At 63.6% G+C, this 14,667-nt stretch carries 14 protein-coding genes; 8 read left to right on the top strand and 6 right to left on the bottom strand.

The genetic code is table 11. From position 1 onward, the window contains the following. Positions 1–19 precede the first annotated feature (19 nt). Entirely contained in the window at positions 20–1,072 is a 1,053-nt protein-coding gene (locus tag ACFWEM_RS09440; protein ID WP_378534509.1) for a ferrochelatase, read from the top strand. An 11-nt stretch (positions 1,073–1,083) separates the two neighbouring features. Here the strand turns inward: ACFWEM_RS09440 and ACFWEM_RS09435 are convergent, their stop codons facing one another. Both ACFWEM_RS09435 and ACFWEM_RS09430 read right to left on the bottom strand, forming a co-directional pair. After that, on the bottom strand, positions 1,084–1,692 hold the full coding sequence (locus ACFWEM_RS09435) for a transcriptional regulator (protein WP_378533075.1): 609 nt from the start codon (positions 1,690–1,692) through the stop codon (positions 1,084–1,086). 106 nt (positions 1,693–1,798) lie between these two features. After that, a complete protein-coding gene (locus ACFWEM_RS09430) occupies positions 1,799–2,140 on the bottom strand; it encodes a metallopeptidase family protein (RefSeq protein WP_003944783.1) in 342 nt (113 codons plus the stop codon). 77 nt (positions 2,141–2,217) lie between these two features. On the opposite strand from ACFWEM_RS09430, the gene ACFWEM_RS09425 reads away from it, so the two are divergent. After that, complete coding sequence (locus ACFWEM_RS09425; RefSeq protein WP_378533073.1) at positions 2,218–2,709, top strand: hypothetical protein; 492 nt, start codon at positions 2,218–2,220, stop codon at positions 2,707–2,709. A 154-nt stretch (positions 2,710–2,863) separates the two neighbouring features. Further along, positions 2,864–4,657 (top strand): enoyl-CoA hydratase-related protein, encoded by a 1,794-nt coding sequence (locus tag ACFWEM_RS09420; protein WP_378533071.1) that lies wholly within the window; start codon positions 2,864–2,866, stop codon positions 4,655–4,657. Here ACFWEM_RS09420 and ACFWEM_RS09415 read toward each other — a convergent pair. Continuing rightward, on the bottom strand, positions 4,647–5,438 hold the full coding sequence (locus ACFWEM_RS09415) for a hypothetical protein (RefSeq protein ID WP_378533069.1): 792 nt from the start codon (positions 5,436–5,438) through the stop codon (positions 4,647–4,649). The two genes, ACFWEM_RS09420 and ACFWEM_RS09415, sit on opposite strands and share 11 nt — an antisense overlap. 67 nt (positions 5,439–5,505) lie before the next feature. Between ACFWEM_RS09415 and ACFWEM_RS09410 the strand changes: the two genes are divergently transcribed. The 3 genes from ACFWEM_RS09410 to ACFWEM_RS09400 are packed head-to-tail and all read left to right on the top strand — an operon-like array spanning position 5,506 to position 8,090. Beyond that, entirely contained in the window at positions 5,506–6,333 is an 828-nt protein-coding gene (locus ACFWEM_RS09410) for a DUF3097 domain-containing protein (protein WP_378533067.1), read from the top strand. Between the two features lie 42 nt (positions 6,334–6,375). Then, positions 6,376–6,807 (top strand): NfeD family protein, encoded by a 432-nt coding sequence (locus ACFWEM_RS09405; protein ID WP_003944877.1) that lies wholly within the window; start codon positions 6,376–6,378, stop codon positions 6,805–6,807. Then, a complete protein-coding gene (locus ACFWEM_RS09400; RefSeq protein WP_378533065.1) occupies positions 6,807–8,090 on the top strand; it encodes an SPFH domain-containing protein in 1,284 nt (427 codons plus the stop codon). Before ACFWEM_RS09405 ends, ACFWEM_RS09400 begins: the two co-directional genes overlap by 1 nt. 49 nt (positions 8,091–8,139) lie before the next feature. Here the strand turns inward: ACFWEM_RS09400 and ACFWEM_RS09395 are convergent, their stop codons facing one another. From ACFWEM_RS09395 to ACFWEM_RS09385, 3 genes are read right to left on the bottom strand one after another with little or no spacing between them, the layout of a single operon-like run. Next, positions 8,140–8,673, bottom strand: coding sequence for a hypothetical protein (locus tag ACFWEM_RS09395; RefSeq protein WP_378533063.1), 534 nt, complete (start codon positions 8,671–8,673; stop codon positions 8,140–8,142). Between the two features lie 54 nt (positions 8,674–8,727). Beyond that, positions 8,728–9,324 (bottom strand): hypothetical protein, encoded by a 597-nt coding sequence (locus tag ACFWEM_RS09390; protein ID WP_378533061.1) that lies wholly within the window; start codon positions 9,322–9,324, stop codon positions 8,728–8,730. 31 nt (positions 9,325–9,355) lie between these two features. Further along, positions 9,356–10,081: a TVP38/TMEM64 family protein gene (locus ACFWEM_RS09385; protein WP_378534507.1), complete on the bottom strand. Its 726-nt coding sequence runs from the start codon at positions 10,079–10,081 to the stop codon at positions 9,356–9,358. 436 nt (positions 10,082–10,517) lie between these two features. Between ACFWEM_RS09385 and mutA the strand changes: the two genes are divergently transcribed. Together mutA and scpA are read left to right on the top strand one after the other, a co-directional pair. Continuing rightward, positions 10,518–12,413, top strand: a complete 1,896-nt coding sequence (gene mutA / locus ACFWEM_RS09380; protein WP_378533059.1) for a methylmalonyl-CoA mutase small subunit — start codon at positions 10,518–10,520, stop codon at positions 12,411–12,413. Then, entirely contained in the window at positions 12,410–14,662 is a 2,253-nt protein-coding gene (gene scpA / locus ACFWEM_RS09375) for a methylmalonyl-CoA mutase (RefSeq protein ID WP_378533057.1), read from the top strand. Before mutA ends, scpA begins: the two co-directional genes overlap by 4 nt. Positions 14,663–14,667 lie beyond the last annotated feature (5 nt).

Raw genomic sequence — 14,667 nt, 5'->3', positions numbered from 1 at the left:
TGAACTCATGACCGCAAGTATGGACATGCAGTTCGATGCTCTTCTCGTTTTGTCGTTCGGCGGTCCCGAAAAACCCGAAGACGTACGACCCTTCCTCGAAAACGTCACGCGCGGTAGGGGAGTGCCGGCGGAGCGCCTCGACGCCGTCGTCGAGCACTACATGCATTTCGGTGGGGTTTCACCTATCAACGCGCTCAATCGGGACCTGATCGACCGGGTCGAGGGTGAACTGGCAGCAGCCGGCCTGGACTTGCCCGTGTACTTCGGCAACCGCAACTGGCACCCGATGGTCGAAGACACCGTTGCCAAGATGCGCGAGGACGGTGTCCGCAACGCCGCCGTGTTCGCCACGTCGGCGTGGGGCGGTTACTCCGGGTGTCGGCAGTACCACGAGGACATCGCTCGTGCCCGTGAGGCGGTCGGTGACGGCGCACCGACGCTGACCAAACTTCGCCAGTACTACGACCATCCGCTGGTCGTCGGCGCATTCGCCGACGGGGTCCGAGCTGCCCGCGCCGAGTTGCCCGAAGCGACTCGCGATACCGCGCGCCTGGTGTTCACAGCGCATTCGGTACCGATTGCCGCAGACCGCAATGCGGGTCCGCCGACGGAGGGCGGAAACCTCTACAGCCGACAGGTCGCCGAGGCCGCGAAGCTTGTTGCCGAAGCCGTCGGCGTCGAAGATTTTGATCTGGTGTGGCAGTCGCGATCTGGCCCGCCGCAGGTTCCGTGGCTTGACCCTGACATCTGTGATCATCTGGATACGTTGTCCGCCAAGGACGTTCGCGCTGTGATCGTGTGCCCCGTCGGTTTCGTCTCCGATCACCTCGAAGTGGTGTGGGACCTGGACACCGAGGCCAAGGACAAGGCAGCCGAACTCGGGATGGATTTCGTTCGTGCAGCGACACCCGGCCGCGATCAGCGTTTTGCGCAGCTGGTGCCCACGCTCGTTCAGGAACTGGCCGAGGCCGAGCAGCCACTGCGACTGGGGGTCGAGCCGCTGCTCGGCTCGACCACCAACGGACGCTCGTGCGCAGTGAACTGCTGCGCGGCCGTTCAGCGTCCCCGCTGACGGCCCGACGCTCAGGTGTTCGGCTGCTTGAGCTTTCCGCAGGGTCCCGGAACGGTTGACGTGCTGCGCGAGGTGAGGAGCGTCTCGACGACCTTTCGGTCTTCCGGGCTCAGTGACGGGTCGATGTAGTTGAGTTCGGGCGCTCCCAGTTCGCGGACTCGCCCGGCGAGGGTCGCGACAAACGAGACCCGTTCCTCGTCGTCGTCGTTGACGTCGTGGATCTGCAGAACCGACACCGGGAACTTGCGGAGCGTCACGGGCAGGAAGCGGGCGCTCAACACGTGGTCGACGTTGAATCCGGCCCATTGCCCCTGGTTGGCTTCCACGCATTCGGCGTCGGAGTGAATTGCGCTCTCGCCGATGTACTTACGGGCGGGCAGCATCTTCTTCGGTGCAAGTTCGGATGCGCCTTGCTGAAGGACGGGAAAGTCGCCGTCCGAGTACAACCACGGTTGGTTGGCCATCGAGATCAACCGGCCGGCGTCCAGATCCGGCAGATAACGAGACTTGAGGAGAAACGCGACGCTGTCGACCGAGATGCCCAACAGTTCGGCAGCCTTCTGTCGGCTCATCGCAAACGTCGGGGCATTCTTCGGGGCGATCTGGATCAAATTGACCATGCGAACTCCTGTGAGTGTTCAATTGTTGCGGGCTTGGTACAGCTGACATGACAATTCGCGGATTATCAACCTCTAGCTGATTTCCGACTTTTAGATGAGTCGGTTGTCACCATCCGAGTTCGCGCAACCGGGGATCCCCGATCCCGAAGTGGTGTCCGATCTCGTGGATCACGGTTCGGCGAACCTGCTCGATCACCTCGTCTTCGGTGCTGCAGATCGCACAGATGGCCCTGCGGTAGATCGTGATGCGGTCGGGAAGTACGCCTGCGTACGTGGTGGTTCTCTTGGTCAGCGGGATACCTTGATACAGCCCGAGTAGCCCTGGTCGTCCTCCTTCGAGTTGAACGGTCACCGCGACATTGGCCATCTCCGCACCCAATTTGGGCGGCAGACTGTCGAGCGCCCGTTTGACCATGTCCTCGAACTGACTGTCGTCCACGTCGATCATCTGCCCATTGTGCGTGTGGGGGCGAGATCCGGGTGTGTCCATGTGGAAACAGCGCAGCTTACGGCTATGTTCATTGCGTGGCCGAAGACCTCTATCACCGTTACGAATTCACATTCATCGTCCAGATGCTGACAGTCTCGCAAGAGCAGGCGATCGAAGAGAGCTTGGGCGGAAGAGTCGAGGATCGACGTGGGTTGCAGTTGCTGACGCTCACCTCGGAGGGCATGCGCGCAGCGACGACGGCTATCACCGTGGTGGACCAGTTGGTGGCCGCGGGCGTGCGCCCACAGCGGACACATCCTGACCTGGTGTCACGCCAGGACATTGCCGACCGTGCGGGCGTGACCCGGCAAGCCGTCGGGCAGTGGGTGCGAGGGGTCCGGCAGGCCGCCACTCCTTTCCCGATTCCGTACAACTCGGTGGCCGGTGGTATCTGGTTCTGGGGTGATGTCCTGGATTGGTTGCGCCGTCAGGGGTACAGCCAGGACACCGGTCTGCGCTACCCGACGCTGGACGAACATATTCGAATCGACCGCCACATCGCGATCAATCACAAGCCCGGGCGTTGACCAGACGAACTGTTTGCTTGAAAATAGCTATTGAAACAAACCGACGGTAGGTATAAAGTCCCTAAATACCTCAATCAATCTATCGGTGCGTCGACCCGGCTCTGGGGGGAGCCGGGTCTGCGCTGCGGATACTCGAGCATGCGAGCAGGAATCCATGGTTTCAACCCCCGAAGTCACACCGATGCCCACATCCGCTGCCCTCGCGACTTCTGTGGCCACTGCGGGTGTAGGAGCTACGGTGAAGCTACGCGAAGGTGGATCGGCCAAGGGGCGCTTGCGGGCGGCCACCGCGGCGCTGTTCCGGCGCTCGCGCCCACACGTCGCTTCCGCGCCGCCGTTGAGCGTGCTCCTCCTCGTCACCTTCGACAACGGTCTTTCTCAGCGGGCCGCCCTGGTTCTTCGGGAGGCAGGACACCAGGTCCGCACCTCCGTCGTAGCCGACGCAGAAGCGGCGCTGGCCGCAACGGCGGCCGGGGATTTCGATATCGTCATCTGCCCATTCCTGAAAGCCTATGTACCGGAATCCATTTGGCAGCGGTGGACGACGATCATCATTCACCCCGGCCCACCCGGAGATCGCGGACCGTCGTCGCTGGACTGGGCAATTGCAGACGACGAACCGATCTGGGGAGTCACCGCATTGCAGGCCGCCGAGGAACTCGATGCAGGAGCGGTGTGGGCGTGGCGGACCTTCGAACTTCCGAGCGGGGCAACCAAATCCTCGGTGTACAACGGGGCAGTCACCGACGCGGCGATGGAGTGCATAGCGGAGGTCGTCGAGCATTTCCGTACTCCTGATTTCCAGCCGATCCCGTCCGAGCGCGTTGCCAGGCCCGTGGCATCGGCCCGATCGAGGCCGAGCATGAAACAGTCCGATCGCGTGTTCAGTTGGGCGGAGGACGCATCGAGCATCGTCCGCGCCGTCAACGCCGCCGACGGGTTTCCCGGCGTCGCCGTTCAACTCGGGCTCGACCGGGTCTACGTCTACGACGCTTTCCTCGACGCCCACGTCGATGCGGCACCTGGCACCATCGTCGAGTACTTCCACCAGGCAATACGTGTTGCTACCGGTGCCGGTTCGGTGTGGATCGGGCATGCGCGGCTCGTCGGCGCGGGCAATGTCAAACTTCCGTCGACCGCTGTCGTGCGGCCGGACGTGTTCGTTCCACAGGTCTGGGAGAGTCGCTATCCCGAGACCGACTATCACCGGGACGGCGATATCGGACATCTCTCGTTCCGCTTCTACAACGGCGCGATGAGTACCAAGCAATGCGCACGCCTGGCGGCCAGGCTGCGCTGGGCGATCGCGCAGGACACCAAGATCCTTGTCCTGACGGGCGACTACGACAGATTCAGCAACGGTATCCACCTCAACGTCATCGAGGCGGCGTCGGATCAAGCCGGAGAAGCGTGGGCCAATATCAAGGCCATCAACGAGATCGCGAAAGCGATAGTCACCTGTACGGAGCAGGTAGTGGTGGCGGCTTTCACCGGCAACGCCGGTGCCGGTGGGGTCATGCTCCCGCTCGGGGCCGACGTAGTCGTGGCCAGGGACGGTGTGGTTCTCAATCCTCACTACGCCACGATGGGCCTGTTCGGCTCGGAACTGCACACGTACACACTTCCGACCCGGGTCGGCGAGGAGCAGGCACGCAGCCTGCTGACCGAATGCAGTCCTATCGGTATTCGTCGCGCATTGGACATCGGACTGGTCGACGCGATCGGCCCCAGGCGGCCGGATCTGTTCGAGGCGTGGCTGGACAAGGTCGCCGTCGACTTACTCGAAGGAGATCGCCTGGAATCGATGCTGGAGCGCAAACGTCTTCGGCTGGAACGCGATCCGGTGCAGCCCTACGAGGAACGTGAACTCGAGGAGATGAAGATCGACATGTTCGGTGACCGCAACGGGTTTGCCGAGAAACGCCGGAACTTCGTGCTCAAGCTCTGATCGACACACTGTTGGCCGAAGCAACACGGGCGATGCGGACGACGTCCCACAGTCGTCGCAGCAGGTCTTCACGCGTCTGCGCGGTGGACACGCTCGGTGCCTGGTTGGTCCCGGCCGACGCGGCGACGGCAAGAATTGCTGCCACGTTGTCTGCGGTGTCGATCACCTGCAGATGCCGCGGTGACAGCGTCGACGGCCAGCGATACCCGGCCTGCGCCTGCAGTGCTTCGGCGACCAGGGTGCGCGCGTCGCTTCCGGGCATACCCGTGGCAACAGTCGGAAGCCCGCCGAGGATCTCCGCTGCATCCCGAACAGCTTGACGCAGTTCGTATTCGGCTTCACGGAGCCCGATCGTTTCGGCGCTGCCCGCCACAGTCGGGATGGAGAAGACCGTCCACCGCAAGACGTCCGGGCCTTCCTTCGACGGCACGAGGCCGACTCCAGGTTTGCCGACGGCGCCGATTTGTATCCCCTCACCCGCTGTGATCGCAGCGCGAGCGAACTCGGTTCCGGTAGGCAGGCCTCGCACGTCGCCGGCCGTGGGAAGGACCAGGCGGACTTCGGCAGCCTCCGAGCGCGCGATTCTCAGCAGCGTGGAGATACCGGATGCCGTGAGACCCGGCCACTCGAGATCGTGGCGGACTGCGGTTTCCGCATCGGCGGCCCCGATCAGGTGCATCGGTGCCCACGCGGCAAGGGCGTCGATGACGTCGTCCGGCGCAGCGTCGCCGGCGAGCCATGACGCTGCCCACACGGTGAGGCTTGCGCTGGGAGAACTCATGACCGTGAAGTTTAGTTCGGCGTGGCGAGATGCGCGGCCCCGGCGTTGTGACCTAGCGTGATCCGGCGTGAGCGGTGGCAACGGATACGGTGACATTTTTGCGGGTCATACCCGTAAACAGAAGCGCGTGACGCCCGAAGTGGCGGCCGAACGTGATCTAGTCGTCGAGGATGCGGCGACGGGATTCTGCGGGGCGGTGGTCGGTTTCGAGCGCACGTACGACGGCGATTTCGTGCGCCTCGAGGACGGGCGTTCCCGGACGCGGTTGTTCGCGATGCGCGAGGCGGCTTTCCTCGTGGACGGCTCACCGGTCACCCTCGTCCGGCCTGCGCCCAAGGCCGCGTCCACCAAGCCCGCACGGTCGGCTTCGGGTTCGACGCGAGTCGAAGGCTTGCGTGCCCGCACGGCACTGCCCAGCCGGATCTGGGTGGAGGGAGTGCACGACGCGGCCCTCGTCGAGCGGGTATGGGGTCACGACCTTCGTGTCGAAGGTGTTGTCGTCGAACATCTCGAAGGACTCGACAATCTGGGGGAGCGGCTTGCCGAATTCGGTCCAGGTCCCGGTCGCCGCGTCGGGGTCCTGGTCGACCACCTGGTCACCGGTTCCAAGGAAACCCAACTGACGCAGGGCCTCGGCCCGAACGTGCTGGTGACCGGTCACCCGTACATCGACGTCTGGGAGGCAGTGCGCCCCACATCCGTCGGTATCGCAGCCTGGCCGAAGATCCCGCGCGGCGAGGATTGGAAGACGGGAATCTGCCGCGAACTCGGTTGGGGGACCCCTCAGGAGGGCTGGCGGCGGGTCTACAACTCGGTGGAGAGCTTCCGCGATCTGGAAGCTCCGTTGATCGGCGCTGTCGAACAACTTGTCGATTTCGTTACCGAGCCGAACTGACGTAGCGGCGGCCTGGGTCACACATTCTGGTTAGATGGTGTTGTGGCTGCACTAATTTGGCTGATCGGAGCACTTGTGCTCGCCGGGGCCGAGGCGTTGGTGGGGGATTTCTTCCTGCTGATGCTCGCCGGTGGGGCACTCGCTACTGCCGGTGTCAGTGCTGTCACCGACTTCCCGGTGTGGGTCGACGCCGTCATGTTCGGAGTTTTCTCCGCCGCTCTGGTCCTGGGCGTGCGACCGATCATGTTGCGTCGCTTCGGTAGTCCGCCGCCGACCCCGACCGGAATTCAGGCACTCGAAGGTAAGCACGCTCTGGTTCTGGAAGAAGTAGGCGAGCATTCCGGGCAGGTCAAGTTGGACGGCGAGGTGTGGACTGCCAGGCCGTACGACACCACCGAGGTGTACCCGCCGGGCACCAAGGTGACGGTGATGGAAATCAACGGCGCAACAGCAGTCGTCTGGAGGGGACCTTAATGGCAGCACTCATAGTGCTCGGTGTGTTGGTGCTATTCGTGATCTTGGTGGTCGCGAAGTCTGTGGCACTGGTACCGCAGGCAGAAGCCGCGGTCATCGAACGGCTCGGCAGATATTCGAAGACGGTGTCCGGTCAGCTGACGTTCTTGATCCCGTTCGCCGATCGCGTGCGCGCCAAGGTGGATCTTCGCGAGCGCGTCGTCTCCTTCCCGCCGCAACCGGTGATCACCCAGGACAACCTGACACTGTCCATCGACACTGTGGTGTACTTCCAGGTCACCAATCCCCAAGCTGCGGTGTACGAGATCAGCAACTACATCGCTGCCGTCGAGCAGTTGGCAACCACGACGCTGCGAAACGTCGTCGGTGGAATGACTCTCGAAGAGACGCTGACCTCGCGTGATTCCATCAACGGTCAGCTTCGCGGTGTCCTCGACGAGGCAACCGGTCGCTGGGGCCTGCGAGTGGCCCGCGTCGAGCTCAAGAGCATCGATCCGCCGCCCTCGATCCAGGAGTCGATGGAGAAGCAGATGAAGGCGGACCGTGAAAAGCGCGCCATGATTCTGACGGCTGAAGGTCACCGTGAGTCCGCTATCAAGACCGCCGAGGGTGCAAAGCAGAGTCAGATTCTTTCTGCCGAGGGCAACAAGCAGGCGTCGATCCTGAACGCCGAGGGCGAGCGTCAGTCTCAGATCCTTCGCGCTCAAGGTGACCGCGCGGCCAAGTACTTGCAGGCCCAAGGCGAGGCCAAGGCCATCGAGAAGGTCTTCGCCGCCATCAAGTCCGGTAAGCCGACTCCGGAATTGCTTGCATACCAGTACCTTCAGACGTTGCCGCAGATGGCGCAGGGCGATGCAAACAAGGTCTGGCTCGTACCCAGCGACTTCGGTGACGCACTGAAGGGATTTGCGAAAACGCTTGGCGCGCAGGGACAGGACGGTGTTTTCCGTTACGAGCCGCCGGCCGCCGAAGAGAATCTTCCCAACCCCGAGGACGATTCAGCTGAGGTGGCAGAGTGGTTCGAGACAAAATCCGACCCGGCCATCGCAGAAGCGGTGCGCGCCGCTGAAGTTGCTGCGCGCACACCCGTCGAAGATCCGGCAGCTGCAGTCAGGCACCGCCGTGAAAGTGCGCCCGAGCAGCCTGGATTCACCGATCCCACGCTACCGCAGCAGGGTGAAAACCCGTGGCCCGGTCAGCTACCGCTGCCGTCCGAGCGTGAAGAATTCCAGCAGAAGTACCCGTACCAGGGTCAGCCGCCGGAAGGCGGCCAGCGCCAGTAGTCACCTCTCGTAGTAGTAACTCGTAGTAGTCGGGACGGGCACTCATCACCTATGTGATGAGTGCCCGTCCCGTTCCACATACAGCGATCGCCCAGAGGACGCTGACGAAGGTTCCCATGATGAACTGCTCGGACGCGTGCGGTTCGCGAAGTTCCGGGTACCGTGCGAGTCCCTTGACGGCCAAGACGATCGCGATGCCTTCCGGCCAGGTCGCGAGAATCGACGCCGTCACCGCGAGCCGCTCGAGTATCCCGATCACACGTCCGCCACGAAGAGGTCCGGCATCCGGTGCCGGGCTTCCGTCTGGTTGGCGGCGGGCGATCTTGAAAGTGGCGAGCACCATCGGTGCGCCGGCCGTGGCGGCGGCAAGTACGCACAGGACAAGCGTCGCCCCAAGTGCAAATCCGGTGACCGGGCTCGTTCGGGTCGATGCCAGCGCGGCAACACCGAGCGCTGGTAGAGCCACCACGGACGACGCCCATTCGGGGACTTCGAGTCGACCACGACTGAGCGGTCCCAGCGCCGCTGCAACTGCTGGTGCCGCGGCGGCGACGGCGAGTGCGATCAACGCCAGAACGACCATGTATCCGAGCCCCCTGCTGTTTCGACGAGTTGTACCGGTGCGAGCGTGAGCAGTCTAGGGCTGGAGTCTGACCAAAAGTCGTTCTGCGAGGCGGCGCCCGGCGAGTTCTGCGTGCCATCCGGCGGTCAGGAGTCTCTTCGACATGGCCTGCTTGGTGATTCCGAGCTGGGTGGCCGCGCTGACCTGTGTGAGTCCGCTGTCCATCAGAGCGATGGCTTCGCGCCCGTCGTTCGTCTGTCTCGTGACAATTGTGCCGAGCAAGGTGAACGCGGCATCGACGTCGGCGGCAAGTTCGTCGCGTGATCTGTCGGCCGGCGCCTGTTCGACGGCTATTCTGGCCGGGGCTCGCTTGGCTCGCTCGACGGCGATCCGGGCAGCTTCGAACGCCGGTCCGCGTCCGGCTCGGGTCTGCCGTGGGAGAGGCTGCTCGACTGGGCCGATCCCGATCCCGACACTCCAGTGCTCGCGCCGAATCAGCTCCAGTGCGACGAGGACGAGCAGCGCCGGATCGTCGGTCACCGCTTGAATCTCGTCGCCTGCAGTGCGCTCGAACGGCCGCAGGAACCTGAGATCGGCCATGTCGTCGATGATGTCCCCGACGCGATCGACATCCCGTCGGCTACCTCGCTGATCCACTGTCAGTACGAACATTAGTCAATGTTATGTAGTTGACTTTCATTAGTCAATCGTTTTGGGTTGACTCGATCAAATCAATCTCTTGAGGTTGACCCGTGTCGTGCGGTTGACCAGTGTCGGTGGTGGTTTCGCCCAGCGGGGGCTGGCGGCGAGCGTCGAACACCAGACCGGCGATGCCGATTGCGATGCAGACCCCCGACAGGATCAGGAGACGAGGATCGGCTTCGCCGGAGAGAGCATCACCCAGAACGACGATCCCCACGGTGCCGGGCAAAATGCCGACAACGGTGGCAAGGACGTAAGGCACGATCCGGATCGACGAAATGCCGCAGCAGTAGTTCACCACCGAGAAGGGGACGAACGCGATCAAGCGCAGAGAGCCGACGGCCAGCCAGCCCCGCTTCTCGATCCGCTCGTCCACCCGCCGGATCGTCGGACTCGAAATCCGTTGCCAGACGACGTCGCGGCCGATGGCGCGCACCAGGTAGAGGGCCAGAACAGCGCTCACCGTCGTCGCCGCCACGGTCAGGGCGATGCCGGTCACCGAACCGAAGAGAACGCCCGCGCTGAGGGTGAAGACGGTGCGCGGGAACGGCGCGACGGTGACTATCGAGTGAACCAGGAAGAACACGAGGGGAAACGCCGGGCCAACCGAGTCCGCCCACTCGCGCACCTGAGACACCGTGGGATGTGGAGCGAGGAGGGCTGCGAGGAACAAAGCGAGCACTACCAGGACTATTGCGATCAATCTTCGGTCCAGCAGGCGTCCCATCACAGGTCACAAGGCTACCTGTGAACGGTGAACCGAGACGCTCGCGCGCTGGGAACGGTGTGCCGAAGACCATCCCGAATGCTGGTAATTCACGTGCTCCAGGCGACAATGAAAGCTGTGCTGTGACGAAAACCACTACGCTTTCCAGGTGGTCCACACCTGCAGTCCCGGCCAGTGAAACGAACTCGCGAGTAACCCACATACATGCTGAACAATCGCTAGGTAAGGACCAGTTGCAGGTGTCCGAATCACTGAACACGCACGCCGGCGGACCGGTCGGGAAGTGGTCGTGAACCGCGTCGTGAACGGCACTGTGAAGAACCTGACGTGATCCTCACGATATCTGAGCTCAGACGCGGGTTAGCATCACAGAACTAACGAACAATTCCGATTATCGGTAAAGCGCTCACGCTAAAAATGAGAGGGAGCGGACACAGTGTCATTAGCTTCAGAAGCCGAGGCTGTCGAGCAGGCATACGCGGAGTGGCAGCGCTCCGTAGCCGGTGTGCTCGCCAAGTCCCGCAGAGTCGATGCGGCAGAACTGGGCCCCGAGCCTCAGAAACTGCTTGAAACCGTCACCTACGACGGAGTCACTGTCGCACCGCTTTACAGCCCCCGCGACGAACGCCCCGAGCAGACCCTGCCGGGCACGTTCCCGTACGTGCGGGGTGTCGATGCTCACCGTGACGTCAATGCAGGCTGGTTGGTCTCCGCTGCATTCGGAACCTCCTCCGCAGCCGAGACGAATCGCAGCGTCCTGGACGCCCTCGAAAACGGCGTCAGCGCACTCTGGTTGAAGGTGGGCGGGGACGGCGTTCCGGTCACCGACCTCGCCGCTGCGCTCGACGGCGTGCTTCTCGATCTCGCGCCGCTGACGCTCGACGCAGGCGCGGAGGCCGGCGACGGCGCCCGCGCACTCTTCTCACTCCTCGACGCGCGTGCCGAAGCCGGTGACGGCGTCAGCGATCGCGCCGGTATCCGCGTCCACCTCGGTGCTGCTCCGCTGACCAGTTCGTTTTCCGGCTCAGCCGACGTCGAACTTGCCGACGCCGTCGAGTTGGCCGCCCTCGCTGCGACTCGCGCGGAAACCGTGCACGCGATCACCGTCGACGGCACGGCGTTCCACAACGCCGGTGCCGGGGATGCCGAAGAACTCGGAGCCGCGATTGCCGCAGGCCTCGAATACCTCCGCGCACTCACCGCCGAGAGCGGCCTGACCATCGGTGCTGCGTTGTCGCAGTTGGCTTTCCGCTACTCGGCAACCGACGATCAGTTCCAGACCATCGCGAAGTTCCGTGCCGCACGTCTCGTGTGGGCACGCATCGCCCAGGTCTGCGGAGCTTCCGATTTCGGTGGAGCACCCCAGCATGCGGTCACCTCCGCCGCGATGATGGCTCAGCGTGATCCCTGGGTGAACATGCTGCGCACCACCCTCGCCGCGTTCGGCGCCGGTGTCGGTGGAGCAGACGCAGTGACGGTTCTCCCGTTCGACGTCGCGCTTGCCGACGGCACCCTCGGCGTCAGCAAATCGTTCTCCTCACGCATTGCCCGAAACACACAGTTGCTCCTGCTCGAAGAGTCGCACCTGGGCCGTGTCCTCGATCCTTCGGCCGGATCCTGGTACGTCGAAGACCTGACGCAGCAGATCGCCGCCACCGCGTGGGAGTTCTTCCAGGAAATCGAAGCAGCCGGCGGATATCTGGCCGCACTCGAAGCGGGAATCGTCTCCGATCGCATCGCTGCCACCAAGGCCAAGCGCGACTCCGACATCGCACACCGTAAGACCACGGTCACCGGTGTCAACGAGTTTCCGAACCTCGGCGAAACGCCGCTGTCCGCCGAAGCCGTCGAGCCCGGCCAGTCCGTCGCCCGCTACGCAGCTGCATTCGAAGCGCTTCGTGACCGTTCGGATGCGTTCCTCGCCGCCGGTGGCGCCCGCCCCACGGCACTTCTTGCGCCGTTGGGCTCGGTTGCAGAACACAACGTGCGCACCACGTTTGCGTCCAACCTGCTCGCTTCGGGTGGTATCGACGCAGTCAACCCCGGCCCGCTCGAGGTAGGCGCAGAGGCTATTTCCGCAGCCGTCAAGGCATCCGGCGCCACCGTCGCCGTTCTGTGCGGCACGGACAAGCGCTACGGCGAGAGCGCCGCAGCGGCCGTCGCCGAACTTCGCGCCGCCGGCATCACCAAGGTGCTGCTCGCAGGACCGGAAAAGGCAGTCGCCGACGCGACCGGCGATTCTCGCCCGGACGGATTCCTCACCGCCCGCATCGACGCAGTGTCGGCTCTGACCGAACTGCTCGACTTCATCGAGACGGGAAGCTCCAAGTGACGACACGAGAGGTCAAGCACGTGATCGGCAGTTTCGCCGAGGTCCCACTCGAGGACCCGCAGTCTCCGGCACCCACACCGCCGTCGGTCGAGCAGGCCCAGGCGCTCATCGAAGAGGGCGCCAACGCCAACAACTACGCCGCCGAGCAGGTTGTCTGGTCCACGCCGGAAGGCATCGACGTCAAGCCGGTGTACACCGGTGCGGACCGCACGGCCGCTGCCGAATCCGGATACCCGCTCGACAGCTTCCCAGGTGCTGCTCCGTTCCTGCGTGGTCCGTACCCGACCATGTACGTGAACCAGCCATGGACCATTCGTCAGTACGCCGGCTTCTCCACTGCCGCCGAGTCGAATGCGTTCTACCGACGTAACCTTGCGGCCGGTCAGAAGGGCCTCTCGGTCGCCTTCGACCTCGCTACACACCGCGGCTACGACTCCGACCACCCGCGTGTGGCCGGCGACGTCGGAATGGCCGGTGTCGCAATCGATTCCATCCTCGACATGCGTCAGCTCTTCGACGGTATCGACCTCTCGCAGGTGTCGGTTTCGATGACGATGAACGGTGCCGTGCTGCCGATCCTCGCGCTGTACGTCGCAGCGGCAGGCGAGCAGGGTGTCACTCCGGACAAGCTGGCCGGAACGATCCAGAACGACATCCTCAAAGAGTTCATGGTTCGTAACACCTACATCTATCCGCCCAAGCCCTCGATGCGGATCATCTCGGACATTTTCGCGTACTCCAGTGCGGAAATGCCGAAGTACAACTCCATCTCCATCTCGGGCTACCACATCCAGGAAGCCGGAGCGACGGCCGATCTGGAACTGGCATACACCCTCGCCGACGGCGTCGAGTACATCCGCGCCGGCCTCGACGCCGGGATGGACATCGACAAGTTCGCGCCTCGGCTGTCCTTCTTCTGGGCCATCGGCATGAACTTCTTCATGGAGGTCGCAAAGCTCCGCGCCGGACGCCTCCTGTGGGCCGAGCTGGTTGCCAAGTTCGACCCCAAGAGCGCCAAGTCTCTGTCGCTGCGTACCCACTCGCAGACATCGGGCTGGTCGCTGACCGCGCAGGACGTCTTCAACAACGTTCCGCGTACCTGCGTCGAAGCCATGGCAGCCACGCAGGGACACACCCAGTCGCTGCACACCAACGCTCTCGACGAAGCCATCGCTCTGCCGACGGACTTCTCCGCGCGTATTGCCCGCAATACCCAGTTGCTGCTGCAGCAGGAGTCCGGCACCGTTCGCCCGATCGACCCGTGGGGCGGCTCGTACTACGTCGAGTGGCTCACCAACGAGCTCGCCAACCGGGCACGTAAGCACATCGAAGAAGTCGAGGAAGCCGGCGGAATGGCTCAGGCCATCAACGAGGGCATCCCGAAGCTGCGCATCGAGGAAGCTGCCGCTCGTACGCAGGCGCGCATCGACTCCGGTCGTCAGCCGTTGGTCGGCGTCAACAAGTACGTTCCCGACGAGGTCGACACCATCGAGGTTCTCAAGGTCGAGAACTCCAAGGTGCGTAAGGAACAGCTCGAGAAGCTGGTTCGTCTTCGCGCAGAACGTGATCCGGTAGCCGTCGAGGCTGCACTCGCAAACCTCACGCGCGCAGCAGCGTCCACCGAAGGCGGCATGGAGAACAACCTCCTCGCACTCGCCGTCGTTGCGGCCCGCGCCATGGCTACCGTCGGCGAGATTTCCGACGCCCTCGAAAAGGTGTACGGACGCCACCAGGCGGAGATCCGCACCATCAGTGGTGTGTACCGCGACGAGGCAGGATCGGTGAGCAACATCAGCAAGGCGATGGAATTGGTCGAGAAGTTCGCCGAGGACGAGGGACGTCGTCCCCGCATCCTCGTTGCGAAGATGGGCCAGGACGGTCACGACCGTGGCCAGAAGGTCATCTCCACGGCATTTGCCGACATCGGATTCGACGTCGACGTCGGACCGCTGTTCCAGACCCCCGAAGAGGTCGCCAACCAGGCGGCCGACAACGACGTCCACGTAGTCGGTGTGTCGTCGTTGGCAGCCGGTCACCTCACCTTGGTGCCGGCGCTGCGGGAAGCTCTGGCTGCGGCCGGTCGTCCCGACATCATGATCGTCGTCGGCGGCGTCATCCCGCCCGGTGACTTCGACGAACTCTACGAGGCCGGCGCTGCTGCCATCTTCCCGCCCGGAACCGTCATCGCCGACGCCGCCAGCGGATTGTTGGAGAAGCTCTCCGCCCAACTGGGTCACGACAACAGCTGAGAAGG

The sequence above is a fragment of the Rhodococcus sp. NPDC060176 genome, from assembly GCF_042728675.1.
Classification (GTDB): Bacteria; Actinomycetota; Actinomycetes; order Mycobacteriales; family Mycobacteriaceae; genus Rhodococcus_F.
The sequence above is the reverse complement of the archived record's forward strand: the minus strand, read 5'-3'. Positions and strand labels throughout refer to the sequence as shown.